Source organism: Luteimonas campi (assembly GCF_051162505.1).
Classification (GTDB): Bacteria; Pseudomonadota; Gammaproteobacteria; order Xanthomonadales; family Xanthomonadaceae; genus Luteimonas.
Map to the genome: position 1 here is coordinate 144,721 of NZ_JBNWEM010000003.1, position 23,405 is coordinate 168,125.

The window sequence follows — 23,405 nt, forward strand, 5'->3', positions numbered from 1 at the left end:
ATCGGGATGCGGTCAGCGGGCCGTGGCGAGCCGGCGCTGCGCGAGCACGAAGAACACGATGGCCACCACCGCCAGCACCAGCAGGTGCAGCCACGCGGCGCCACCGTCGTCCAGGCCCACGATCTTCAGGGCGAGCTGGGCGAGGTGGTAGGCAGGCCAAGCCGGCGCGATGCGGCCGATCCACTCGGGCAGCATCGACAGCGGCAGCCACAGCCCGGACAGGAACGCCATCGGCAGGTACAGCGCATTGAGCAGCACCGGCGCGGCGTTGCCGCTGGCGATCGTGCCCACCCACAGCCCGATCGCCGCGAACGGCAGCACCCCCAGCATGTTGACCGCCAGCAGGCCCAGCCACTGGCCCGCGCCCAGCCGCACGCCCGCGAGGCTGGCGGCCAGCGCCGCCAGCAGCACCGAAACCAGCAGCGCGAACAGCACGGCCATGGCCATGCGCGCCAGGAGCAATGCGCCGGGCGGGGTGGGCATCGCCTGGCGCAGGCGCAGGTAGCCCCGTTCGCGGTCCATGGCGATGCCGACGCCGAAGCCGAACATCGCCGCGCCGATCACCCCGAACACGCCGTAGCTGGCGAGCAGGTACTGCGCCGCGCCGGCGTTGCCGCGGTTGAGCAGCACGCCGAACAGCACGTAGAACAGGGCCGGGAACGCGATGACGGGAATGCAGTAGGCCGGCTCGCGCAGCATGCGCAGCAGTTCGCAGCGCGCCTCGAGCGCGTAGGCGCGCCAGGCGGGCGCATGGGCGGGGGGAGATGCGATGTCCATCAGGCGGCCTCCTGGGCGGCCGGGGCGGTGAGGGCGAGGAAGGCATCGGCCAGCCCTGCGCGGTGGATCTCCAGGTCGGCGAGGCCCGGGTCGGCCTCCAGCAGGCGACGGACGACTGGCTCGGCGGGTTCGGCCACGACGTGCAGCGTGTCGCCCTCGCGCCGCGCTTCGCGCACGTCGGGCCAGTGCGCCACCGCGGCGGCGGGCAGCCGGGTGGTGCAGCGGATGCGCCGCAGCGAGACGCGCGCGCGGATCTCGCCGACGCTGCCTTCGGCCAGCAGTCGTCCGGCGTCGATCACGGCGACCCGGTCCGACAGGGCCTCGGCTTCCTCCAGGTAGTGCGTGGTCAGCAGCACCGCGCAGCCGTCCGCGACCAGGCGGCGCACCGCCGCCCACAACGTCTGCCGGGCGCCGATGTCCAGGCCGGTGGTCGGTTCGTCGAGGAACAACAGGCGCGGGCGTCCGCAGATCGCCAGCGCGAACTGCACGCGCCGCTGCTGTCCACCCGACAGCGTGCCGTAACGGCGTCCCAGCAGGCCGTCGAGGCCGGCCAGCGCCACGCATTCGGCGATGTCCAGCGGCCGCGCATAACCGCTGCGCACCAGGGCGAGCACCTCGCCCACGCGCAGGCGCTCGGGAATGCCGGCGGACTGCAGCATCGTGCCGCACTGGCGGCGCACGTCCAGCGTGCCCGGCGCGCCGCCCAGCACGCTCGCCTCGCCGCCATCCGGCGCCAGCAGGCCCAGCAGCAGCGCCACCGCGGTGCTCTTGCCGGCGCCGTTGGCGCCGAGCAGCGAGGTGACCTGGCCGGCATGCAGGGACAGGTCCAGGCCATCGAGCGCGAGGCGGTCGCCATAGCGCTTGCTGGCGCCGCGCAACCGGGCGAGGGGAGGCGAGGAGTTCATCTGTAGACTCGGTGACGGGGCTGGAGCCAGTCTGGTCCGCAGGCGGGCGCTGCGACATCGACCGCCGTCAGCCCAAGCGCATGACAGCTGTCAGCGGCGGGCGCGGCCGCCGGCCGGTAGCCTGTCCGGCGTCATCCAGGGTCCTGCGTCACAATCGCCACTGGCCTCCGTCCTGTACATCGATGAATACGAACGCAGACCTGCTCAGGGAACTCCGCATCGACCGCTCGCCCGGCCCGCCGCCTTCGCGCAAGGGGCTGTGGATCGCGCTGGCGTCGATCCTCGCCGTCGCCGTGCTGGTGCTGGCGGGCTGGTGGCTGTTCGCCCGCGAGCGCGCGCTGCCGGTGCGCACCGCCACCGCCGTGCCGCTGGCCGCGGGCAGTGCCGCGGCCTCGGTGCTCGACGCCTCCGGCTATGTGGTGGCGCGACGCATGGCCACGGTATCGTCGAAGATCACCGGGCGCGTGCGCGAGGTGCGCATCGAGGAGGGCATGCGGGTCGAGGAAGGCCAGGTGATGGCCACGCTCGATCCCATTGATGCCGATGCGCAGCGCGCGCTGTCTGCCTCGCAGCTGCAGGCGGCGCGCAGCGACATCGCGCGGGTGCAGGCGCAGCTGGTCGAAGCCGAGGCCAATGCCCGCCGCCTGGAGTCGCTGGTCGGGCAGCAGCTGGTCTCGAAGGCCCAGCACGAGCAGGCGGTGGCCACGCGCGACGCGCTGCGCGCGCAGCTGGAAAGCGCGCGCCGCAACGCGCAGGTGGCGGCCGATGGCCTGCACATCGCCGACCTGGGCGTGGACAACACGGTCGTGCGCGCGCCCTTCGCCGGGGTGGTGATCGCCAAGGCCGCGCAGCCGGGCGAGATCGTCTCGCCGCTGTCGGCCGGTGGCGGCTTCACCCGTACCGGCATCGGCACCATCGTCGACATGGATTCGCTGGAGGTCGAGGTGGACGTGGGCGAGGCCTACATCGGCCGCGTGCAGCCCAAGATGCCGGTGGAGGCCACGCTCAACTCCTATCCCGACTGGAAGATCCCGGCCGAGGTGATCGCGATCATTCCCACCGCCGATCGCGGCAAGGCCACGGTCAAGGTGCGGGTGGCGCTGAAGGAAAAGGACGTCCGCATCGTGCCCGACATGGGCGTGACCGTGAGCTTCCTGGAGAAGGCGCCGGAGCCCGGCAGCGAACCCCGGCGCGGCGTGCGCGTGCCGGCCGGCGCCGTGGTCCAGCGCGATGGCGCGGATGCGGTGTTCGTGGTCGGGTCGGAGAACATCGCCGAGTTGCGCAAGGTCGAGGCCGGCGGCAAGACGGGCGACAACCGCGAAGTCGTCTCGGGCCTGGCGCCGGGCGAAACGGTGGTGATCGAACCTCCCGCGGAACTGGCCGACGGCGCGGCGGTTTCGATCGGGGCCGAGTGAAACCGCTTCGCCGCGGCCACAGGATCGGAGCCGGCATCTGCAGCATGCGACACATCCACGCGATGCGGCGACACGTTCCCATCGCATGACTTCCGCCGGGGCATCCCGGCCACGACACCACAGCGAGGCAAACCATGGCATCCCTGGTATCGATCCGCAGCCTGACCAAGACCTACCAGCGTGGCCCGGAGAAGGTGGAAGTGCTGCACGGCCTCGACCTGGACATCGAGCAGGGCGACTTCGTCGCGCTGATGGGGCCTTCGGGCTCGGGCAAGACCACCCTGCTCAACCTGATCGGCGGGCTGGATTCGCCGAGTTCCGGCAGCATCGAGGTCGACGGCCAGCGCATCGACCAGCTCGGCGGCGGCCAGCTCTCGCACTGGCGCAGCCAGAACGTGGGCTACGTGTTCCAGTTCTACAACCTGATGCCGGCGCTGAGCGCGCAGAAGAACGTCGAGCTGCCGCTGCTGCTCACGAAACTCGGCGCCGCGCAGCGCAAGCGCAACGCGCAGATCGCGCTGCAGCTGGTCGGCCTGGCCGACCGCGTTTCGCACAAGCCCACCGAACTGTCCGGCGGGCAGCAGCAGCGCGTGGCGATCGCGCGCGCGATCGTCTCCGACCCCAAGCTGCTGATCTGCGACGAACCCACCGGCGATCTCGACCGCCAGTCGGCCGAGGACATCCTGGGCCTGCTGCAGACGCTCAACCGCGAGCACGGCAAGACCATCGTGATGGTCACCCACGATCCCAAGGCGGCCGAGTACGCCAGCCACACCCTGCACCTGGACAAGGGCAGCCTGGTCGGTCGCCAGGCGCACGCCGCCTGATCCGGCGATGGATGCCGCGCCCGCCCCGGCGGCATGCGGCACCGGCACGCACCGTGTAGAGGACATCGCGCGATGAAATACTTCCACCTGATCTGGGCGGCGCTGTTCCGGCGCAAGACCCGCACCTTCCTCACACTGGCCTCGATCCTGGCGGCCTTCCTGCTGTTCGGCATGCTCGACGGCATCCGCTCCACCTTCGCCCAGCTCGGCCAGAACGCCGACGGCGCGCAGCGCCTGCAGACCACCTCGCGACTGTCGATGGTCGAGACGCTGCCGCTGTCGCTGGAGCCGCGCATCCGCCAGCTCGACAACATCGAGGCGGTGACCTGGGCCAACTGGTTCGGCGGCGCCTACCAGAACCCGCGCAACCAGCTGTTCACCTTCGCCGTGGCGCCCAACTACCTGGACCTCTATCCCGAGATCGAGGTGGAGCCTGCACAGCTGGAGAAGTGGAAGGCGACGCGCAGCGGCATCCTGGTGGGGCAGCAGATGATGACGCGCTTCGGCTGGGAGGTGGGGCAGACGATCCCGCTGCAGTCGACGATCTTCCCCAACAGCGACGGCACGCTCAACTGGGCGTTCGAGATCGCCGGCGTGCTGCGCGCGCGTGACAGCAAGAGCGCCGGCTTCACCGAGGCGCTGATCCTGATGCACTACGACTACTTCGAGGAGGCCACGCCCTATGTCGACGACAACGTGGGCTGGTACATCAGCCGCGTGTCGGACGTGAGCCGCAGCGACGCCGCGGCCAAGGCCATCGACGCGCTGTCGATGAACTCGCCGCACGAGACCCGCACCATGAACGAGCAGGCGGCGATGGCCGCGCAGCTCAAGCAGATGGCCGACATCGGCCTGATCGTGGGTTCGATCATGGGCGCGGTGTTCTTCACCCTGCTGCTGCTGACCGGCAACACCATGGCCCAGGCCGTGCGCGAGCGCACCTCGGAGCTGGCGGTGCTCAAGACCATCGGCTTCAGCAGCCGCAGCGTGCTGGCGATGGTGCTGGCCGAGTCGGTGCTGCTGGTGGTGCTCGGCGGCGTGCTGGGGCTGGGCCTGGCGGCAGTGCTGGGGCCGGTGGTGGGCACGCTGAGCGGCGGCGCGATCAGCCTGCCGCCGATCGGCTGGCGTAGCTGGACCCTCGGCCTGGGCCTGATGGCGGCGATCGGCCTGCTGGTCGGCGCGCTGCCCGCGCTGCGGGCGATGCGGCTGAACATCGTCGATGCGCTCGCCGGCCGCTAGCGACGGTTGCAACCGGCGGCGCCCCGGAGCCGCGGACGAACTGATGAGGACATGCGGATGAACGCTGTGAAGAAACTGCTGCGCGGGCTCGGCCTGTTCCTGGTGCTGGTGGCCTTCCTCGCGCTGTGGATCGTCCTGCCCTGGCAGGGACTGCTGGCGGTCGCGCTGGGCCTGGCGCTGTGGATGGGATTGACCCGCAGCGGGCGCCAGGCCGCGTCGGTGACCTGGGTCGGCGTGGGCACGCTGCGCCAGCGCCTGGGGGCCTCGTCGGTGGTGGTGATCGGCATCGCCGGCGTGGTCGGCGTGCTGGTGGCGCTGCTGGCGATGGCCGAGGGTTACCGCCACACGGTCAGCAACAGCGGCAGCGAGGACACGGCCATCGTGCTGCGCGGCGGTTCGTCGGCGGAGCTGATGTCGGTGATGTCGCGCGATGCGATCACCGCCATCGAACGCGCCCCCCAGATCGCACGCGATGCCGAGGGGCGACCGCTGGCCTCGGCCGAGATCGTGGTCTCGGCCAACGTGGTGCGCAAGGATGGCGAGGACGGCAGCGTGACCCTGCGTGGCGTGGGCGACATGGCCTGGGCGGTGCGGCCCGACCTGCAGCTGGTGGAAGGGCGCCGCTTCGAGACCGGGCGCCGCGAACTGGTGGTCGGCAGCGGCGCGCACCGGCAGTTCGCGGGCCTGGACGTGGGCAGCGAACTGCGCCTGGGCAACCAGGTCTGGACGGTGGTCGGCATTTTCGATTCCGGCGACGCGATGGCCTCGGAGATGTGGGCCGATGCCGAAGTGGTGGCCGCCGCCTATCGCCGCGGCAGCAGCCGCGCCTCGGTGTTCGCCCGGCTGACTTCGCCGGAGGCGTTCAACGCCTTCAAGGCCACGCTGGCGGCGGACCCGCGCCTGCAGGTGGAGGCCGATACCACGCTCGGCTATTTCAGCAAGCAGTCCGAACAGCTGACCACGGTGCTGCGCTGGATCGGTATCGTGGTGGGATCGATCATGGCGATCGGCGCGGTGTTCGGTGCGCTCAACACCATGTTCGCCACCGTCGCGGCGCGCGCGCGGGAGATCGCCACGCTGCGCGCGATCGGTTTCCGCGGCCTGCCGGTGGTGGTGGCGGTGATGCTGGAGACCATGCTGTTGGCCCTGCTCGGCGGCATCGTCGGCGGCCTGCTGGCTTGGCTGGTGTTCAACGGCTACACCGCCTCGACCCTGGCCGGCGGCGTGGCGAGCCTGAGCTTCGAATTCCGCGTCTCGCCGCAGCTGCTGTGGGAAGGGCTGAAGTGGGCGCTGGCGATCGGCTTCGTCGGCGGCCTGTTCCCGGCCCTGCGCGCGGCGACGCTGCCGGTCACCGACGCGCTGCGGGCGATGTAGGCAGGGCCAGGCGCTGGCCGTGCAGGCCAGCGCCGCCGGGATGCACGCTTGCGCGCGAAAGGCTCGCGACCAAGGTCGCTCCCACAGAATGCACGCACCCCTTCGCCCGTGGGAGCGCGCTTGCGCGCGAACGCCATCGCGACCAAGGTCGCTCCCACAGAGTGCAGGGATCACATCGCCGTGGGAGCGCGCTTGCGCGCGAAGGGCATCGCGACCAAGGTCGCTCCCACAGGGTGCGCGCACAACTTTGCCTGTGGGAGTGCGCTTGCGCGCGAGAGGCTCTCGACCAAGGTCGCTCCCACAGGATGCACGCACCACTTCGCCCGTGGGAGCGCGCTCGCGCGCGAACGGCATCGCGACCGCGGACGCTCCCGTAACAGCTACGCCAGCAGGCGCGCCTCGCGCAGGGCTGCCTCGACGACAGGGCGGTTGGCTCCGGCCAGTTCGGTGAGCGGCAGGCGCAGCGTGCCGCCGCAGCGGCCCAGGCGCGACAGCGCCCACTTCACCGGGATCGGGTTGGCCTCGGCGAACAGCTGCTTGTGCAGCGGCAGCAGGCGCAGCTGGATCTCCATCGCACGCGCCGCGTCGCCCGCCAGCGCCGCCGCACACAAGGCGCGCATCGGCCCGGGTGCGACGTTGGCGGTGACGCTGACATTGCCGTCGCCGCCGCACAGCATCAGCGCCACCGCGGTGCCGTCGTCGCCGGAATACACGCGGAAACCGGCGGGGCGATCGCGCAGCAGCCACTGCGCGCGCTCGATGTTGCCGGTGGCTTCCTTGATGCCGGCGACGCCGGGCACCTGCGCCAGCCGCAGCACCGTGTCGTGCTGCATGTCGGCCGCCGAGCGTCCGGGCACGTTGTAGAGCACGATCGGCAGTTCGCCGGTGGCCTCGGCGATCGCGCGGAAATGCCGGTACAGGCCTTCCTGGCCCGGCTTGTTGTAATAGGGCACCACCTGCAGCTGGCTGTCGGCGCCCACCTCGCGCGCGAACTGCGCCAGCGCGATCGCCTCGCGCGTGGAATTGCCGCCGCAGCCGGCCATCACCGGCACGCGCCCCGCCGCCTGCTCGACCGCGACGCGGATGATCTCGCAGTGTTCCTCCACGTCGACCGTCGGCGATTCGCCGGTGGTGCCGACCACGCCGATGCAGTCGGTGCCCTGTTCGACATGCCAGTCGACCAGGGCGCGCAGCGCGGCGTAGTCGACGCTGCCGTCGTCGTGCATGGGCGTGACGAGCGCGACGATGCTGCCGCGGGGAAGTGCGGAGGAGGGCGTCATGGCCGATGGGCGCGTGGGGAGGCCCGGCATTCTAATGCCGATGCGGGCCGCGTTCTCCGACGCTGACGTTTGCAACTTTCCCGACGCCTGCGATGCGCCGCGCTCGCGGCACTGGACCGTCGCTTCAGGCCTGCTGCGCGACGATCCTGCGGCGTGCGGCCAGCACGCCGTCCACGGCGAAGATCGCGAGCCCGGCCCAGATGAAGGCGAAACCGGTCGCGCGATCGATGCCGAAGGGTTCGCCGAAGAAGAACACGCCCAGCAGCAGCTGCAGGGTGGGCCCGAGGTACTGCAGCAGCCCGACCACGCTCAGCGGCACGCGCCGCACCGCGTAGGCGAAGAAGATCAGCGGGATCGCGGTCAGCGCGCCGCCCAGCACCAGCAGCAGGTCGGTCCAGCCACCCCAGCGCAGCGAGAAGAAACCGCCGCTGCCGCCCAGTTCGATCCAGGCCAGCAGCGCCAGCGCCGGCACGAACATGAACATGTTCTCGACGCCGAGCCCACGCACCGCCTCGACCGCGGCGAACTTGCGGATCACCCCGTACAGCGCGAACGACCCGGCCAGGCACAGCGCGATCCAGGGAAAGCGGCCGTAGCCCGCGGTCAGCCACAGCACACCGCAGCCGGCCAGCGCGACCGCCACCCACTGCGCGCGCGACAGGCGCTCGTGCAGGAAGGCCACGCCGATCAGCACGTTGAGCAGCGGATTGATGAAGTAGCCCAGGCTGGCCTCGATCACGTGGCCGGCATTGACCGCCCACACGTACAGGCCCCAGTTGAACGCGATCAGCGTGCCCGACAGCGCCAGCATGCCGGCCAGGCGCGGCTGCGCGGCCACGGCACGGAACCAGCCGCGCCCCTCGCGCAGGCTCAGCCAGGCCGCGACCAGTACCGCGCACCAGATCGCCCGGTGCAACACGATCTGCAGCGAGGGCACCTCGCGCAGCAGGTGCCAGTACAGCGGCATCAGCCCCCAGATCACGAAGGCGCCGACCGCGATCCACAGGCCGCGGCGGTCCAGCGCGGCCGGCGTCATGCCTTCCCGCCCGCCGGCGTCGCCTTGGCGGCCTTGGCCAGGCTGATCGCCACCACGCCCATCAGCACCACGCCCATCGCGCCCAGGTCGTGGATGCCGAAGCGCTCGCCGGCCAGCCACGCCCCCAGCAGCACCGCGATCACCGGATTGACGTAGGCATAGCTGCCCGCGAGCGCCGGGCGCACGTGATGCAGCAGCCAGATGTAGGCGCTGAACCCGACCAGCGAGCCGATGCTGGCCAGGTAGCCCACCGACAGCAGGCCGCGCGCATCCGGCCAGCCGTCGAAGCGTTCGCCCAGCAGCGGGCCGACCACCAGCATCGCCACCCCACCGCACAGCATCTGCGCCGCCGCGCCCATGAACGGGCTGGGCAGGTCGCGCCCGCGGCTCCAGACCGAGCCATAGGCCCAGGCCACCGCGGCCACCAGCAGCGCCACCAGCCCGCCCGGCGTTGCGCTGAGGCTGCTGCCGGCATTGAGCCAGGCCACGCCGGCGAACCCCACCGCCAGGCCCAGCCATTCGATCCTGCGCGGCCGCTCGCCGCGCAGCGCCGAGAACAGCGCCATCCAGAGCGGCATCGAGGCCACCGCCACCGCGGCCAGGCCCGAGGACACGGTCTGCTCGGCCACGCACACCAGGCCATTGCCCACCGCCAGCAGCAACAGACCGACGAAGGCGGCGTTGCGCCACTGCAGCGGCGTGGGGGCGGGCGTGCCGCGCAGGCGCAGCAGCGCGTACAGGAAGCTGCCCGCGACGACGAAACGCACGCCGCCCATCAGCAGCGGCGGCCAGCCGCCCTCGAGGGCGAAACGGATCGCGAGATAGGTCGAACCCCAGACCAGGTACACCGCCGACAGCGCCAGGGCGACGGCCAGCGGAGACGCGGAGGCGGGGCCGACCGGTGCAGGGGAAGCGCGCATCGGCAACCGGTATCGGGAGCGCCACACGCGGCGCGCGTAGCGGGCGGACATTCTACGGCCGCGAACCGTTCCGGCGATGGAACGTCGGGGGCGTTCCGGCAGGACGCGCAAGACGCCCGGCCAGACGCCGCCAGGCCTACATCACCACCGCCGCGCGCAGGGGCGCGGCATCGTCCCAGCGGTCGCGGCCGCCCAGTGGGATCAGTTCCACCAGCACGTCGGCGCCGATCACCTGGGCGCCTTGGCGGCGCAGCAGTTCGGTGGCCGCGCGCAGGGTGCCGCCGGTGGCCAGCACGTCGTCGACCACCAGCACGCGCGCGCCCGGAGCGACCGCGTCCACGTGCACCTCGAGCCGATCGCTGCCGTACTCCAGCCGATAGCCCTGCGACAGCGTGCGGCCGGGCAGCTTGCCCGGCTTGCGCACCGGCACGAAGCCGCAGCCCAGCTCGAGGGCCAGCGCCGCGCCCAGGATGAAGCCGCGCGATTCGATGCCGGCCACCGCATCGGGTGGAGTGTCGCGCCAGGGAGCGGCCATGGCCGCCACCGCGGCGGCAAAGGCGCGCGGGTCGGCCAGCACCGGCGTGATATCGCGGAACATGATCCCGGGGCTGGGGAAGTCGGGGACGTCGCGGATCAGGGCGGACCAGTCGGACACGGGGCGGTTCCAGCGGCAGGGGAGGGCATGCTAACCCCGGTGCCGCCGGCGGCGGGTTCGCGTTATCGTGGCCGCCCGACGCGACCACCGGAAGGAGCGCACCATGCGCCTGCTGCCGACCCTGCTGCTGATCCTCGCCGCCGGCGCCAGCCACGCGGCCACGCCCTACGGCAAGCCACTGCCTGCGGGAGACGCCGTGCCGGTCTCGTCCGCGATCGGCGATTTCGACGCGCATGCCGGGCGTCCGATGCGCTTCAGCGGCCGCATCACCGAGGTCTGCCAGGCCAAGGGTTGCTGGATGATGCTCGAGGACGGCGGCAAGGCCGCGCGGGTAATGTTCGGCCGGCACGATTTCCACATTCCGAAGGACACCACGGGCAGCGCCGTGGTGCATGGCGTGCTGACCCGCAAGGAGCTGACGCCCGAGCAGGTGGAGCACCTCTCGGCCGACAGCGGCAAGGGCGTCGCGGCCGAACCGGTGGAATACCGCATCACCGCCGACGGGATCGAAGTCGCGTCCTGATCGCGGGCATCGTGGCCGGATCCTGCGACGCGCGCATGGTGGAGCACGTGCTGATGTACGGCAGCCTGATGCGCGGGCAGGACGCCCACGCCAGGTTCCGGCTGCACGAGGCGCTCGAGTTCGTGTTCGAGGTGCGCATCCCGGGATGCATCTACCGGGTCGCGGATTACCCGGGATTCAAGTTGCACGAGGGCGAGGCGCACGGCGAGCTGTTCCGGATCCGCGATGCGGCGGTTCTCGCGGCGCTGGACGAGTACGAGGAGTACTTCCCGCAGGACATGGGGCGCTCGGCGTACGCCCGCCGCCTGGTCCACGTGCCGGGCGCGGGCGTGGATGCCTGGATCTACGAGTACCTGCCTGAAGTGGACGCGGGTACCCGCGTCGACGGACGCTGGGACGCGGCGGTCGGCTGAGGCCCGACCTCGCGATCGCGCCGCGATGCATGCCGCCCCGCCCCTGCGTGTCTCGCCCGCTTCAGGCAGTAGTCGGGCGCTGCGGCATTGCGTCGCGGCGCTGCTCTCGCTGTCGCTGCTTGGCGGCGCCGCGCAGGCGCGCACCGTCTACCGCTGCGTGCAGGGCGGCACCGTCAGCCTCGCCACCGCCCCGGAGCCGGGTTCGAAGTGCGAGGCGCGCGAGATCGACGACAACGCGGTGCAGACGCCCAACCTGTGGGGTGCGATGGGCGTGTTCAGCGGCACGCTCTACGAGCGCGAGCAGGACGGTCGGCTCGTCTACAGCACGCGCAACCTGCCTGGCTCGCGCGTGTACCTGCGCTTCACCGCGGTGACGCCGCCGGGCGAGCCCGCGCATGCGGGCCTTGGCCGGGTGGGTGCGCCGCGGCTGGCACCATTCGCCGCCGAATTCCGTGCCGCCGCGAAGGCGACCGGCGTGGAGGACGCCTGGTTGCGCGCGATCGCCCACGCCGAGAGCGGATTCGACGCCGACGCGGTGTCGGACAAGGGCGCGCAGGGGGTGATGCAGCTGATGCCCGAGGTCGCGGCCGAGTACGGCGTCGCCGATCCCTTCGACCCCGCGCAGTCGATCCGGGCGGCGGCGCGCCACCTGCGCGCGCTGCTGCGCCGCTACCGCGACGACCGCAGCCTGGCGCTGGCCGCGTACAACGCCGGCATCGGTGCGGTGCAGCGCCATGGCGGCGTGCCGCCGTATCCGGAAACGCAGGCCTACATCGCCAAGGTGCAGGCCCTGCACGCGCGCTACCGCGAGGCGATGGGGATCCACGCCGAGCGACCGGCACAGTAGGACCGGCGTTGCGCCTGGACATCGTGGGAGCGCGCTTGCGCGCGAACGGCTTCGCGACCAAGGTCGCTCCCACAGTAACCGGTCCACAGGAGGGTCGGCTCACAGGAGGGCCGGCTCACAGGAGAGTCGGGCCACTCGCAACGTCGACGGCCGGACGAGGAGCGATTCCTGTGGGAGCGCGCTTGCGCGCGAACGGTCGCGACCAAAGTCGCTCCCACAGTAACCGGTCCACAGGAGGGTCGGCTCACAGGAGGGCCGGTCCACTCGCAACGTCGACGGCGGACGAGGAACGATTCCTGTGGGAGCGCGCTTGCGCGCGAACGGTTCGCGACCAAGGTCGCTCCCACAGAAGGCCGACTCAGAAGGATCGGCCCACACGAGGCCGGCCCACCGTAGGCCAGCTGGGAGAACGACCGGTCCACAGAAAGACCGGTCACTCCCGGCGGCACTGGCCGGGCGAGGAGCGATCCCCGCCTGGCAGGGCGCCGCGGATCAGCCTTTCGGGGTCAGGCGCAGCAGGCGTCCGTCCTTGCCGTCCTCGATCACCCACAGCGCGCCATCGGGGCCCTGGCGCACGCCGCGGATGCGTGCGCCCATCGCGAACCGCTCGGCTTCGCGCGCGGTGTCGCCGTCGAATTCGATGCGCACCAGCGACTGCGACGACAACCCGCCGGCGAAGGCGTTGCCCTGGAACGAAGGGAACAGCTCGCCCGAATAGAAGATCAGGCTGGAGGGCGAGATCACCGGCGTCCAGGTGATGGCAGGCGCCTCGAACTCCGGACGCGTGTCGTGGTCGGGGATCGGGCGGCCATCGTAATGGTCGCCGTTGGAAACCACCGGATACCCGTAGTTGGCCCCGCGCTCGACGCGGTTGAGTTCGTCGCCGCCCTTCGGGCCCATCTCGATGTCCCAAAGCTGGCCGCTGGCGTCGAACGCCAAGCCCAGCGGATTGCGATGGCCGAGCGACCACACCTGCGCGGCCACCTCGCCCTGGCCGGCGAACGGATTGTCGGCCGGTGCGCTGCCGTCCTCTTCCAGGCGCAGCACCTTGCCCATGTTCGACTGCATGTCCTGCGAGGGATCGAACTTCTGGCGCTCGCCCGAGGCGATCCACAGCTTGCCCTCGTGGAACACGATGCGGTGCGCATAGTGGCCGCGGCCGGTGACCTTGGGCACCTGGCGCCAGATCACCTCGAAGCCTTCGAGCGTGCCGCCGCCGGCCTCGTCGAGCACCAGGCGCGCGCGCGCGACGGCTGCGCCGGCGGTGTCGCCGTCGCCCTTCTCGGCATAGCTGACATAGACCAGGCCGTTGTCGGCGAACTGCGGATGCGGCACCACGTCGCCGAAACCACCCTGGCCGCCGTACACCACCTCCGGCACGCCGGCGATCTCGCCGCTGCGGCCGGTGGCCACGTCCACCAGCTTCAGCGCGCCGGGGCGTTCGCTGACCAGCAGCCGGCCATCGGAGAGGAACGACAGCGCCCAGGGTTCGTTGAAGCTGGCGATGGTCTCGGCCGAGAACGGGCCGATCTCGCGCACTTCGCGCTCGGCGGCATCGGCGACCTGCGCGGCCGTGTCGGGAGCGCCGGACTGGGCCGCCGGCGCGCTGCCGTTGCCGGCCCCGCAGGCGGTCAGCAGGGCGAGCGAAAGCAGGGAGAGCGTCAAGGCGGAACGAGGCATCGGGGGCTCCTGGCCGGAATCGGTGACGGCGCATGATAGCGCCCGCACGGCATCTCCCGATCAGGCCGCGACCGGCCGCGGCGAGCGCGCATTCGCCCCCGGAAACCGCCGTTTCACGCGCTGCGAAGGACGGCCGCGCCCGCTGAACGGCGCCGTGCGCGGAACGAGCTCTTAACTCCGTCCATGCACGCAGCTTCATACGCGGCGGGCAAGGTGGGTTCCGTGCGGAAGCGGTCGTCACGGACGTGCAGCCCCGCGCCACACTTCGATTCCCCACGGAGACAGCGAATGAAGAATGCACGCAAGCCCCTGTCCGCCCTGATCGCGCTCGGCGCCGCACTCGCCATCCCGGCCGCGTTCGCGCAGGACGCGACGACGCCCACCACCCAGACGCCGACGACCGCGCCCACCCAGTCGACGGCGCCCGCCGCCGCGCAGCAGCCGCTGACCTGGGCCGACCTCGACGTCGACGGCAACGGCACCCTCAGCCAGACCGAGGCCGGCACCCTACCGTCGCTGTCGCAGGTCTTCACCGAGGCCGATACGGACGGCAACGGCGAGCTGACCCCGGACGAATACAAGACCTTCGTCGCGCGCAACAACGCCGCCCAGCCGGAAGCTTCCGGCGGCACCGACTGATCCGGTGACAAGTCTCGCCCGTTGACGGGCATGCGCATCGCATCGGCGGCCTCCGGGCCGCCGATGCCGTTTGCGGGGGCCTATACTTCCGCCATGGCCGTGATCGAGATGGTCGGCTTCGACGCCGACGACACCCTGTGGCGCAGCGAGGACTATTTCCACGCCGCGCAGGAAGAGTTCGAACGCATCGTCGGCAGCCACGTCGACCTTGGCGACACCGGCCTGCGCGATCGCCTGTACGCCGTGGAGAAGGGCAACCTCGCGGTGTTCGGCTATGGCGTGAAGGGCATGGCCCTGTCGATGGTCGAAGCCGCGGTCGACATCACCGGCGGGCGGATCCCTGCGCGCGACCTGCACCGCATCGTGCATATCGCCAAGGACATGCTGCGCCACCCCGTGGAACTGCTGCCGGGCGTGCGCGAGGCGGTCGAGACGATCGCCGCCGAACATGCCGTGGTGCTGATCACCAAGGGCGACCTGTTCCACCAGGAGGCCAAGGTGCGCGACAGCGGCCTGTCCGCGCTGTTCCGCCGCATCGAGATCGTGAGCGAGAAGGACGTGGGCACGTATGCGCGCCTGCTCGACGAGTTCGACATCCCTGCCGACCGCTTCGCCATGATCGGCAACTCGCTGCGCTCGGATATCGTCCCGGTCCTGAAACTGGGCGGCTGGGGCGTGCACGTGCCGTATCACCTGACCTGGGCGCACGAGAACGAGGCCGAGGACATGGCCGGCCATCCGCGCCTGCGACAGGTGTCCTCCGCCGCCGAACTGCCGCAGGCCCTGCGCGAGGTGGTCGCATCGGCGGCGCCCGCGGCGCTGGCGGTTTGAGTCCGCGCGGGCCCCTGCTGGCGATGGTCCTGGGCATGGCGCTGGCCCCCGGTGCCGGCGCCGGGGCGCTGCAGGACGCGCCGGCGCAGGTCGATGAACAGGCGCGACCCACCGGCACCGGTAGCGCGTGGATCGATGCGCGGCTGCGCGACATGGACCGGTATGCGGCGCGGCATCGCGAGGCGTTCGCCGACGAGATCGTGCGCTATCTCGACGCGCCGCGGCCCCTGGTCGAGGAGGCGCTGGCCGACGGGCGGATGCGTGCGGGCGACCTCTACTACGCCTGTGCCCTGGCGCGTGCGGCCGGGCAGCCGTGCCGGACGCTGGTCGAGGCCTGGCGGGCGAACGCCGGGCCCGGCTGGGAAGCGGTGCTCGCGCAGCTGCAGCTGGCCGCGGACGCGCGGCCCAATGTCCGCATCCGCGAGGACATCGTTGCCAGTTACCGCCGCTGGGCGCGGCCGATCGATGTCCAGGTTCCGCCCGGCGCCTAGCACAGTCGCCGACGGTATCTCGCTACGCGGATCGCCGCGTTCATGCGCGATGAGCGATTCGTTAGCCGCACGTGCAACCTTCGCGCGTCCGCCGTCATTCGGCGCGAACCCGCCGCCCCTGAAGCTGCGGTCGTCGCCACGCCGGAACGCCCGCATGTCCCTCCGCTTCGCTACCACCGCCTCGCCGCCACCGGCCGCCGGCATACGACCCCCGACCCTCGTCCTGCCTTTCATCGATCCCGGCCGGGGCCATTCGACCCATGAAGTCGCCAGCCTGCACGCGGCTTCGCTGCGGGTGGCCGGCCTGCTGGGCCGTCCCGGCGGCAACGGGGCCGGTCTGCACGGGCCGTCCCGCTACTGGCTGCCGATCCGCACCCTGCTGCGCGAGGAAGCCGAACGGCTGGGCGTCGAGGACGAAGCCCAGCTGTGGGGCGGCGTGGTGCCGCATGCCTTCGTCGGTACCAAGCTGATCAGCCACCCCGGCTGGCCGGGCGGCGACAGCCGACCGGAGGGCTGGCGCGATGTTCCCGGCATCGGGCACTGCACGCTTCCAGGCTGGTCGGTCTTCACCCGCGCCGATGCGCTTGCCGCCTGCGCCGCGCTGCTCGAAGCAGGCCCGGTGCGGGTCAAGAGCCCGTATGCGCGCGGCGGCAACGACCAGGCCGTCTTCGCCGACCTGCGCGAGGCGCGCGAGTGGCTGCAATCCCCGGCCGCGATTGGCGTCGAGCACGGACTGGTGGTCGAGCGCGACCTGGTCGAGGCCGCCACCTATGGTGTCGGTAGCGCGCGCGTGGGACCGCATGCCATCGCCTACTACGGCACCCAGCGCACCGTGCGCGACCACCAGGGCCAGCTGGTCTACGGCGGCTCGCGGCTCACCGTGTTCCGCGGCGATCTCGCCCAGCTGCACGCGACCCTGCCCCACGGCGAGGCGCGCGAGGCGGTGGGCGTGGCGATGCATTACGACCGCGCGGTGCGCGGCGCCTACCAGGTGCTGGCCTCGCGCTGCAACTACGATGTGATCGTCGGACACGATCGCGACGGGCAGCGCCACTGCGGCGTGCTGGAACAGTCCTGGCGCTTCGGCGGGGCGAGCATGGCCGAACTGCTGGCCATGGAGCGGTTCGCGCAGGATCCATCCCGGCAATGGCTGGTGGCCGAAACCGTGGAATCCTACGACGGGCAGGCGCTGCCCCCCGGCGTGGTGCTGGTCTGGCCGGGGGATGCCGAATCGCCCTGCAAGTACGCGCGGATCGTGGACGATGGATATTGAGCTGGGCCGCCTCGGGATCGAGGTCGAACCAGGCGAATCGGTCGATGCCACCCTGCTCGCGCCGCAGCGCGCGCTGCCGGCGGTGCTGTTCGTGCATGGCTGGGGCGGCAGCCAGACGCAGGATCTCAGCCGCGCGCGCGAGGTGGCGGCGCTGGGCTGCGTGTGCCTGACCTTCGACCTGCGCGGCCATCGCGCGGACGGAGCGGGCCGCGACACGGTCAGCCGTGCGCAGAACCTGGACGACCTGTGCGCCTGTTACGACTGGCTGGCCGCCCGCCCGGATGTGGATGCCGACGCGGTGGCCGTGGTGGGCGTGAGTTACGGCGGATACCTGGGCGCGATCCTGTCCGGCCTGCGGCCGGTGCGCTGGCTGGCCCTGCGCACCCCGGCCCTGTACCTCGACCGCGACTGGGAGCTGCCCAAGCGCCGCCTGCACGACGACCCGGAACTGGTGCGCTACCGCCACAGCCCGATACCGCCCGATGCCAACCGTGCACTGCGCGCCTGCCGCGATTTCGCGGGCGACGCCCTGCTGGTCGAGGCCGGGCGCGACGAGATCATTCCGCGGCAGGTGATCGACAACTACGCGGCCGCCTTCCAGCGCGCCCGTTCGACGACACGGCGACTGGTGCCGGAGGCCGGGCACGGCTTCGACGACAAGCCCTCTCAACGCCAGTACAGCGACCTGCTGCTGTCGTGGATGACCGAGATGATCCTCGGCTCGCGCGGGGCGATCGCCGCCGACAAGGTGCGCGCGTACAAGGCGCAGCAGCGCACGCAGCCGCAGGGGAGCGAGCGCGCCCGCGACGGCGCGTGAAAGGCGCAGCCGCGGCATTCAGGAGGTGTTGACGGCTCCTGCACCGACGACGGCGTAGAACAGAACGGGCCGGCGCTGCCGGCCATGCATCACGCAACGACTGACAAGGCGCCTCATGGACATGCACACCTTTTCGCGCAACGGCGGGGACGCCGGCCTCTTCCCGATCGCCTACGAGGACGAGGATCCCGTTTCGCTTGAACTCTTTCGCGACCTGCTGCATCGCGCGCTTTCGATCGACGACGATACGCGCTTCTGGAACTACCTCGAGCAGGGCATCCGCTCGATCGAGCGGGGCATGACGCCCGAGGCGATCGCCCGCTTCGAGTACGCGGCCGACTATGTGCTGGTCTTCCATGGCATGCCCAGCTGGACCTCGATGAAGCGTCGCGACGGCGGGCACGGAGGCGAGGTGACGGTGCCCGTGTCCTACGCGGCCTGACCTGCAGCGTGCGATGCCGCGAGCGCTGTACGCCGCCTCCGTGCCGGCTTCGCCCGACCTCGACGCCGGCGCTGCTCGAGTGTCCGTGCCCAGGGCAAGCGCAGGAAACAGCGGCATGATCGATGTGGCCATCGTGGGAGGCGGCCCGGCCGGTCTCACGGCGGCGATCTACCTCCGGCGCTTCCATCGTGCGTGCCTGGTGCTGGACGCGGGCCAGAGCCGCGCGCGCTGGATTCCCGAGAGCAACAACTGCCCCGGCTTTCCCGGCGGTGTCGCAGGCGCCGACCTGCTCGCGCGCCTGCGTCGCCAGGCGACCGAGGCCAGGGTGCCGCTGGAGTCCGCGCGCGTGGACCGCATCGTCGCGTCGCAGGGCGCCGAGGGCTTCGACATCCATGCCGGCGAGCGCAGCTGGAACGCGCGCATGGTGATGATCGCGACCGGCCTGCGCGACCGCCTGCCGGGCGACTGGGCGGAACAGGCGCTGGCCTGCGGGGCGTTGCGGCTGTGTCCGATCTGCGATGCCTTCGAGGCCAGCGATCGCCATATCGGCGTCTACGGTCACAGCCGCGACATCGGCTCGCACGCCAGCTTCCTGCGCACGTTCTCTGACCGGGTCACCGCCCTGCCGCTGGACGGCGGCGACGGTGGCGCGGCGGGCGCCGCCGCGCGCGCGCAAGGCGTGCGCTGGCTGGACGCCGGCGAACTGGACTTCGACGGGACCCGCTGCAATTACCGCGGCGAGCGCGAGGCCGTGGCCTTCGATACGGTGTACTCCTTCCTCGGCTTCACCACCTCGGTGCCGGTCGAGGGACTGGACCTGGTCCGCACCGACAGTGGCGAGATCGCCGTCGACCGCCACCAGCAGACAGCCACGCCAGGGCTGTACGCCATCGGCGACATCGTCGGCGGGCTCAACCAGATCTCGGTGGCCGTGGGCCAGGCCGCGGCCGCCGCGACCCACGCGCACGGACAGCTGCCTCCGGTGCCCCGCGCGGTGGCCGCGGCATGAATCCCGACCTGATCGGCTGGGCGGCCTCGGCGATCCTGCTTGCCACCCTGATCCGCCAGATCTGCAAGCAGGTGGCCGATGGCGGCGCGGGCGTATCGCGCTGGCTGTTCATCGGGCAGAGCCTCGCGTCGATCGGGTTCATCGCCTACAGCGTGATGCTGGGCAACTGGGTGTTCATCGTCACCAACACCTGCATCCTGATCACGGCCATCGTGGGCCAGTGCCTGCGGCCCAAGCCGCGGTAGCACACGGAGGGCCGTGCGCGAGCCAGCCGTTCCGCACCTCTCCGGCGCCGCGTTCAGCTGACGCGGGCAGTTGTTCAGCATTTGCGGGTGCAGCGGCATCCATTTTTCGGGCGCGCTGCCGATGATGATGGTGGCGACACGTGGAAACCCGGTGGACAGACCAGAAACATCGACGGTGACCTTCCCTGCGGCAGGTTGCGCGGTCCACCGCGCGGCCAGGTGCCGTGCGGGCGGCGGGCGTCCGGGCATGCGCTCCGGGGTGGGTTTCACCGTGCTCGAGCTGCTGTTCGCAGTGGCGGTGATCGCGATCCTCGCCGCGCTCGCCCATGGCCAGGTGGGCGGCTACGTGGAGCGCGCCAAGATCGCAACGGCCAGGTCGGACATCGCGACCATGGAGGTGGAGATCCTGCGCCACCAGACGCGCTCCGGCGGCGCCCTGCCGGCGACGCTCGCGGACATCGGCCGAGGCGGCCTCCTCGACCCGTGGGGACGCGCCTACCACTACGTCAACCTGAAGGCCACCAACAAGGGCGCGGCCCGCAAGGACCGCCGGCTCAATCCGCTCAACTCGGACTACGACCTGTTCAGCGCGGGCAAGGATGGCGTGTACAAGCCGCAGGTCAGCCAGAAGGACAGCCTGGACGACGTCATCCGCGCGCGCGACGGCGCCTACATCGGCGTGGCCCGGGACTTCTGACGGTGCCGCTGGCTGACGGCCCGCGCCTGTCAACGGCGATCCTCGGCAGCCGGTTCGGGCGCCGGCTGTTCTTCATGTTCTGCATTGCGGCGCTGCTTCCCACCGGCATCGTGTTCTGGATGACCTATCGCACCGCCACGGCCGACGCGCACGAGGCCAGGCGGGCGGCCCTGCGCGAGGGCGCCAAGAACTACGCGCTCGCGGTCCATGAGCGCCTGCAGTTGGCGGACCAGGCCTTGGCGCTGGCGGATGTGGAGACCATCGCCAGCGGCGGGGCCCGCTACCTGTCGGTCTACTTCAGCGATGTCTCCCTGGCCGAGCGGGCTGCGATCCCGGCTTTCACAGGACCGTCCGCGCGCGGCGGGGAGTCGGCCGGCAGGCCGGCGCGGCTGCTGGTGGCCCGCGACAGCCAGCCGCGGCTGTTGCGCATGGCCGGCGATCAGATCCTGGTCGCCACGCTCGATCCCCGGTTTCTGTGGGGGGCACCGGACGACTTGAGCCAGGACATGCGCATCTGCCTCTACGCCGGCCGCACCCGCCTGTTCTGCGGCGGCCACCCGGGCACGGAAGCGGGCGAGCGCTTGCTGGTGGCGCAATGGGACCTGTTCCTCAGGCCTGCCTTCGGTGCCGACGCCTGGACGGCGATGTCGGTGGCCGGTCCCGGCCACGGCCTCGGCCACTATCGCGGCGTGCTCGTGCCGGCCGCGGTGGCGGTGCTGTTGCTGGCGCTGCTGCTCAGTTCGATCCAGATCCGGCGCGTGCTGACGCCGCTGTCGGACCTGCTGCGCAGGATCCACGGATTCGAAGGAGGCGGGTTTCGCATCGACCGTCGCCGCGGCGAGGACGAGTTCGAACTGCTGTCGCGCACCTTCGCGAGGATGCAGCAGCGCACCGGCCGCCAGATGCGGACCTTGCGGATGCTGTCGGAGATCGACCGCCTGATCCTGCAGGGCGCGTCGCTGCCCGTGCTGGTCGATCAGGCGGCCGCCGGCATGCGCGAGCTGTCGGGTTGCGACCTCGTCTGCGTGCTGGTGCCGGATACGGGCGACGATGCGGTGCTGTACGTGCATCGACGGGAGGGCGCGGCGCCCGCACAACTGGCCAGCACGCAGGCCGTGGCTGGCGCCTGCGCGGTGGCCGCAGGGCGCTGGCACGGGGCGGACGGGCTGCCTCCGGGACCCGTGCGCGAGGCCTGCCTGCAAGCGCGGATCGCCGAGGTCTACGTCCTGGAAACGGCCGCCCACCGCGGCGGCGGGGTGCAGGCCATGCTCGGGTTCCGCACCCGGCCCGAGGACATCGATGGCGCCCTGGCCCAGGCGACCAAGCTGGCGGAGACGCTCCCGGTGGCGGCGGCATTCGAGGCCGGCCGGCGGCAGCTCGTTTTCCAGGCCAGGCACGACCCCCTGACCGGCCTGCCGAACCGGCTGGCGACGATGGAAGCGGTGGAGGCGGCCATCGGGCAGGCTGGCCGCACCGGCATCGGCTTCGCCGTCGCGTTCCTGGACCTGGACCGGTTCAAGTCCGTCAACGACGGGCTCGGCCATGCGCCCGGCGATGCATTGCTGGTGGCGGTCGCCCAGCGCCTGCGCGAGAGCCTGGCGCCCGGCCACCTCGTTGGCCGCCTGGGCGGCGACGAATTCTGCGTACTGCTGACGGATGTGGACAGCGCCGACGCGGCCCGGTGCGCCGTGCAGCGCATCGCCGACGCGCTTGCCCGTCCGGTGCATGCGGCCGGACGCGAGTTCGTGCAGCGTTTCAGCGCCGGGATCGCGCTGCATCCGGCACATGGCGCCGATGCCAGCACCCTGATCCGCAACGCCGACGTCGCCATGTATCACGGCAAGCGCGCCGGCGGAGGTGGGCTGCGGGTGTTCTCGCCCGAGATGAACGATGCCGCCCGGTCCAGGCTGCAGCTGGAGCAGGAACTGCGCGACGCCATCGCTGCCGGGCGGATCGACGTGCACTACCAGCCTCGCGTCGACAGTCGCGATGGCCGCGTGGTGGGCGCCGAAGCCCTGGCCAGATGGACCCGTCCGGGCAGCGGAGCGGTGCCTCCGCCCGTGTTCGTCGCGCTGGCCGAGGACACCGGCCTGATCGACGAACTGGGCGAACTGGTGCTGCGCAAGGCCTGCGCGCAACTGGCGCAATGGACCGCGGCCGGCCTGCGGATGCCGCTGGTGGCGGTCAACGTGTCCAGCCACCAGCTGCGTTCGGGGCGCCTGGTCGACACCTTGCGCGCGAGCATCGCGGCGGCCGGCATCGCGCCCGCGCAACTCGAGATCGAGATCACCGAGAGCATGCTGGTGCATCAGCGCGACGCGGGCCCGGATCAGCTGCAGCGCATTCGCGAACTGGGCGTCGGCATCGCCATCGACGACTTCGGCACCGGCTACTCCTCGTTGTCCTATCTGGTGGGCCTGCCGTTCGACACGCTGAAGATCGACCGGTCGTTCGTGATCGGACTGGGCGACGGCACCACGCCGACCGCCGCGATCGTGCGCGCGATCGTCGGGCTCGCCCGAGAGCTGGACAAGGACGTGATCGCGGAAGGTGTGGAGGCCGCCGCGGCGGTCGAACTGCTGTCGAGCATGGGCTGCCACACCATCCAGGGCTACGTCTACCACCGGCCGATGCCTGCGGCCGCAATGACGGAGCTGCTGCGGGCGGCGCCCTGAGCCCCCGGGCTCGCCGGGGCGCTACCCGTTGTAGGCCGCCTGCCAACGCGCAGGCCGGCGCCGCGATGCGGCCGGCCGTACCAGCCCGGCGTTGGCGCGGCAGGCCTGGCGCCACTGCGCGGGCGACATGCCGAAGCGGGCCTGGAACGCGCGCTGGAACTGGCGTTCGGATTCGAAGCCCAGGTCGTACAGCAGGAAGTTGATCGTGCAGTCCGGATCGCTGCGCAGGCGCGCATAGGCACGCAGCAGCCTGCGCTCGCGGATGTAGCGGGCGACGCAGCGAGCCGTCCAGCCCGGTGCCGATCCTTGCGCAGGGCGCAGCGCCTGGTTGGTCTCGGTTTCGACGATTTCATGCGCGACCTGGCGCCCGGGGACTAGGGTAAACAAGCCCTGCT

General features: G+C 71.4%; 25 protein-coding genes. 17 read left to right on the plus strand and 8 right to left on the minus strand.

The window, feature by feature from the left end:
• Positions 1 to 12: 12 nt before the first annotated feature.
• A complete protein-coding gene (locus ACQYVW_RS10570) occupies positions 13 to 777 on the minus strand; it encodes an ABC transporter permease (protein WP_434946984.1) in 765 nt (254 codons plus the stop codon).
• Entirely contained in the window at positions 777 to 1,682 is a 906-nt protein-coding gene (locus ACQYVW_RS10575; protein WP_434946985.1) for an ABC transporter ATP-binding protein, read from the minus strand. Before ACQYVW_RS10575 ends, ACQYVW_RS10570 begins: the two co-directional genes overlap by 1 nt.
• Positions 1,683 to 1,864: 182 nt before the next feature.
• Here ACQYVW_RS10575 and ACQYVW_RS10580 point away from each other — a divergent pair, with 182 nt between their 5' ends.
• The 4 genes from ACQYVW_RS10580 to ACQYVW_RS10595 all read left to right on the plus strand — a co-directional run bounded on the left by ACQYVW_RS10580 (position 1,865) and on the right by ACQYVW_RS10595 (position 6,537).
• On the plus strand, positions 1,865 to 3,097 hold the full coding sequence (locus ACQYVW_RS10580; protein WP_434946986.1) for an efflux RND transporter periplasmic adaptor subunit: 1,233 nt from the start codon (positions 1,865 to 1,867) through the stop codon (positions 3,095 to 3,097).
• 134 nt (positions 3,098 to 3,231) lie between these two features.
• Positions 3,232 to 3,924, plus strand: coding sequence for an ABC transporter ATP-binding protein (locus ACQYVW_RS10585; protein WP_434932198.1), 693 nt, complete (start codon positions 3,232 to 3,234; stop codon positions 3,922 to 3,924).
• Positions 3,925 to 3,996: 72 nt separating this feature from the next.
• A complete protein-coding gene (locus ACQYVW_RS10590) occupies positions 3,997 to 5,163 on the plus strand; it encodes an ABC transporter permease (protein WP_434932199.1) in 1,167 nt (388 codons plus the stop codon).
• A gap of 57 nt (positions 5,164 to 5,220) precedes the next feature.
• Entirely contained in the window at positions 5,221 to 6,537 is a 1,317-nt protein-coding gene (locus ACQYVW_RS10595) for an ABC transporter permease (RefSeq protein WP_434946987.1), read from the plus strand.
• Positions 6,538 to 6,917: 380 nt separating this feature from the next.
• Here the strand turns inward: ACQYVW_RS10595 and dapA are convergent, their stop codons facing one another.
• The 4 genes from dapA to ACQYVW_RS10615 all read right to left on the minus strand — a co-directional run bounded on the left by dapA (position 6,918) and on the right by ACQYVW_RS10615 (position 10,428).
• Positions 6,918 to 7,817, minus strand: coding sequence for a 4-hydroxy-tetrahydrodipicolinate synthase (gene dapA, locus ACQYVW_RS10600; protein WP_434932201.1), 900 nt, complete (start codon positions 7,815 to 7,817; stop codon positions 6,918 to 6,920).
• A 124-nt stretch (positions 7,818 to 7,941) separates the two neighbouring features.
• A complete protein-coding gene (rarD, locus tag ACQYVW_RS10605) occupies positions 7,942 to 8,853 on the minus strand; it encodes an EamA family transporter RarD (RefSeq protein ID WP_434932202.1) in 912 nt (303 codons plus the stop codon).
• On the minus strand, positions 8,850 to 9,773 hold the full coding sequence (gene yedA / locus ACQYVW_RS10610; protein ID WP_434932203.1) for a drug/metabolite exporter YedA: 924 nt from the start codon (positions 9,771 to 9,773) through the stop codon (positions 8,850 to 8,852). The genes rarD and yedA overlap by 4 nt, the downstream gene beginning before the upstream one ends.
• 136 nt (positions 9,774 to 9,909) lie before the next feature.
• Positions 9,910 to 10,428: an adenine phosphoribosyltransferase gene (locus tag ACQYVW_RS10615; protein ID WP_434932204.1), complete on the minus strand. Its 519-nt coding sequence runs from the start codon at positions 10,426 to 10,428 to the stop codon at positions 9,910 to 9,912.
• A gap of 103 nt (positions 10,429 to 10,531) precedes the next feature.
• Between ACQYVW_RS10615 and ACQYVW_RS10620 the strand changes: the two genes are divergently transcribed.
• The 3 genes from ACQYVW_RS10620 to ACQYVW_RS10630 all read left to right on the plus strand — a co-directional run bounded on the left by ACQYVW_RS10620 (position 10,532) and on the right by ACQYVW_RS10630 (position 12,211).
• Positions 10,532 to 10,951, plus strand: a complete 420-nt coding sequence (locus ACQYVW_RS10620) for a DUF4920 domain-containing protein (RefSeq protein WP_434932205.1) — start codon at positions 10,532 to 10,534, stop codon at positions 10,949 to 10,951.
• An 11-nt stretch (positions 10,952 to 10,962) separates the two neighbouring features.
• Positions 10,963 to 11,364 (plus strand): gamma-glutamylcyclotransferase family protein, encoded by a 402-nt coding sequence (locus ACQYVW_RS10625; protein WP_434932206.1) that lies wholly within the window; start codon positions 10,963 to 10,965, stop codon positions 11,362 to 11,364.
• Between the two features lie 100 nt (positions 11,365 to 11,464).
• A complete protein-coding gene (locus ACQYVW_RS10630) occupies positions 11,465 to 12,211 on the plus strand; it encodes a lytic transglycosylase domain-containing protein (RefSeq protein WP_434932307.1) in 747 nt (248 codons plus the stop codon).
• 492 nt (positions 12,212 to 12,703) lie between these two features.
• On the opposite strand, the gene ACQYVW_RS10635 is transcribed toward ACQYVW_RS10630, so the two are convergent.
• Positions 12,704 to 13,891, minus strand: a complete 1,188-nt coding sequence (locus tag ACQYVW_RS10635; RefSeq protein WP_434946988.1) for a PQQ-dependent sugar dehydrogenase — start codon at positions 13,889 to 13,891, stop codon at positions 12,704 to 12,706.
• A gap of 288 nt (positions 13,892 to 14,179) precedes the next feature.
• Between ACQYVW_RS10635 and ACQYVW_RS10640 the strand changes: the two genes are divergently transcribed.
• The 10 genes from ACQYVW_RS10640 (at position 14,180) to ACQYVW_RS10685 (ending at position 23,010) form a co-directional block, all read left to right on the plus strand.
• Positions 14,180 to 14,530 carry an EF-hand domain-containing protein gene (locus ACQYVW_RS10640; RefSeq protein ID WP_434946989.1) on the plus strand — a complete coding sequence of 117 codons (351 nt, stop codon included), beginning with the start codon at positions 14,180 to 14,182 and terminating at the stop codon, positions 14,528 to 14,530.
• A gap of 93 nt (positions 14,531 to 14,623) precedes the next feature.
• On the plus strand, positions 14,624 to 15,361 hold the full coding sequence (locus ACQYVW_RS10645) for an HAD family hydrolase (protein WP_434946990.1): 738 nt from the start codon (positions 14,624 to 14,626) through the stop codon (positions 15,359 to 15,361).
• Complete coding sequence (locus tag ACQYVW_RS10650) at positions 15,358 to 15,852, plus strand: hypothetical protein (RefSeq protein WP_434946991.1); 495 nt, start codon at positions 15,358 to 15,360, stop codon at positions 15,850 to 15,852. The genes ACQYVW_RS10645 and ACQYVW_RS10650 overlap by 4 nt, the downstream gene beginning before the upstream one ends.
• A 154-nt stretch (positions 15,853 to 16,006) precedes the next feature.
• On the plus strand, positions 16,007 to 17,125 hold the full coding sequence (locus ACQYVW_RS10655; RefSeq protein ID WP_434946992.1) for a DUF3182 family protein: 1,119 nt from the start codon (positions 16,007 to 16,009) through the stop codon (positions 17,123 to 17,125).
• Positions 17,115 to 17,942: an alpha/beta hydrolase family protein gene (locus ACQYVW_RS10660; protein WP_434946993.1), complete on the plus strand. Its 828-nt coding sequence runs from the start codon at positions 17,115 to 17,117 to the stop codon at positions 17,940 to 17,942. The genes ACQYVW_RS10655 and ACQYVW_RS10660 overlap by 11 nt, the downstream gene beginning before the upstream one ends.
• A gap of 121 nt (positions 17,943 to 18,063) precedes the next feature.
• The gene (locus tag ACQYVW_RS10665; RefSeq protein WP_434932295.1) at positions 18,064 to 18,384 is read left to right on the plus strand and encodes a hypothetical protein; all 321 of its coding nucleotides are present in this window, start codon (positions 18,064 to 18,066) and stop codon (positions 18,382 to 18,384) included.
• A gap of 115 nt (positions 18,385 to 18,499) precedes the next feature.
• Positions 18,500 to 19,393, plus strand: coding sequence for an NAD(P)/FAD-dependent oxidoreductase (locus tag ACQYVW_RS10670; protein ID WP_434946994.1), 894 nt, complete (start codon positions 18,500 to 18,502; stop codon positions 19,391 to 19,393).
• Complete coding sequence (locus ACQYVW_RS10675) at positions 19,390 to 19,638, plus strand: hypothetical protein (protein WP_434946995.1); 249 nt, start codon at positions 19,390 to 19,392, stop codon at positions 19,636 to 19,638. Before ACQYVW_RS10670 ends, ACQYVW_RS10675 begins: the two co-directional genes overlap by 4 nt.
• Positions 19,639 to 19,885: 247 nt before the next feature.
• Complete coding sequence (locus ACQYVW_RS10680; protein ID WP_434946996.1) at positions 19,886 to 20,335, plus strand: prepilin-type N-terminal cleavage/methylation domain-containing protein; 450 nt, start codon at positions 19,886 to 19,888, stop codon at positions 20,333 to 20,335.
• 2 nt (positions 20,336 to 20,337) lie between these two features.
• Positions 20,338 to 23,010 (plus strand): putative bifunctional diguanylate cyclase/phosphodiesterase, encoded by a 2,673-nt coding sequence (locus ACQYVW_RS10685; protein WP_434932299.1) that lies wholly within the window; start codon positions 20,338 to 20,340, stop codon positions 23,008 to 23,010.
• Between the two features lie 21 nt (positions 23,011 to 23,031).
• Here the strand turns inward: ACQYVW_RS10685 and ACQYVW_RS10690 are convergent, their stop codons facing one another.
• On the minus strand, positions 23,032 to 23,397 hold the full coding sequence (locus ACQYVW_RS10690; protein WP_434932300.1) for a helix-turn-helix domain-containing protein: 366 nt from the start codon (positions 23,395 to 23,397) through the stop codon (positions 23,032 to 23,034).
• Between the last annotated feature and the right edge of the window lie 8 nt (positions 23,398 to 23,405).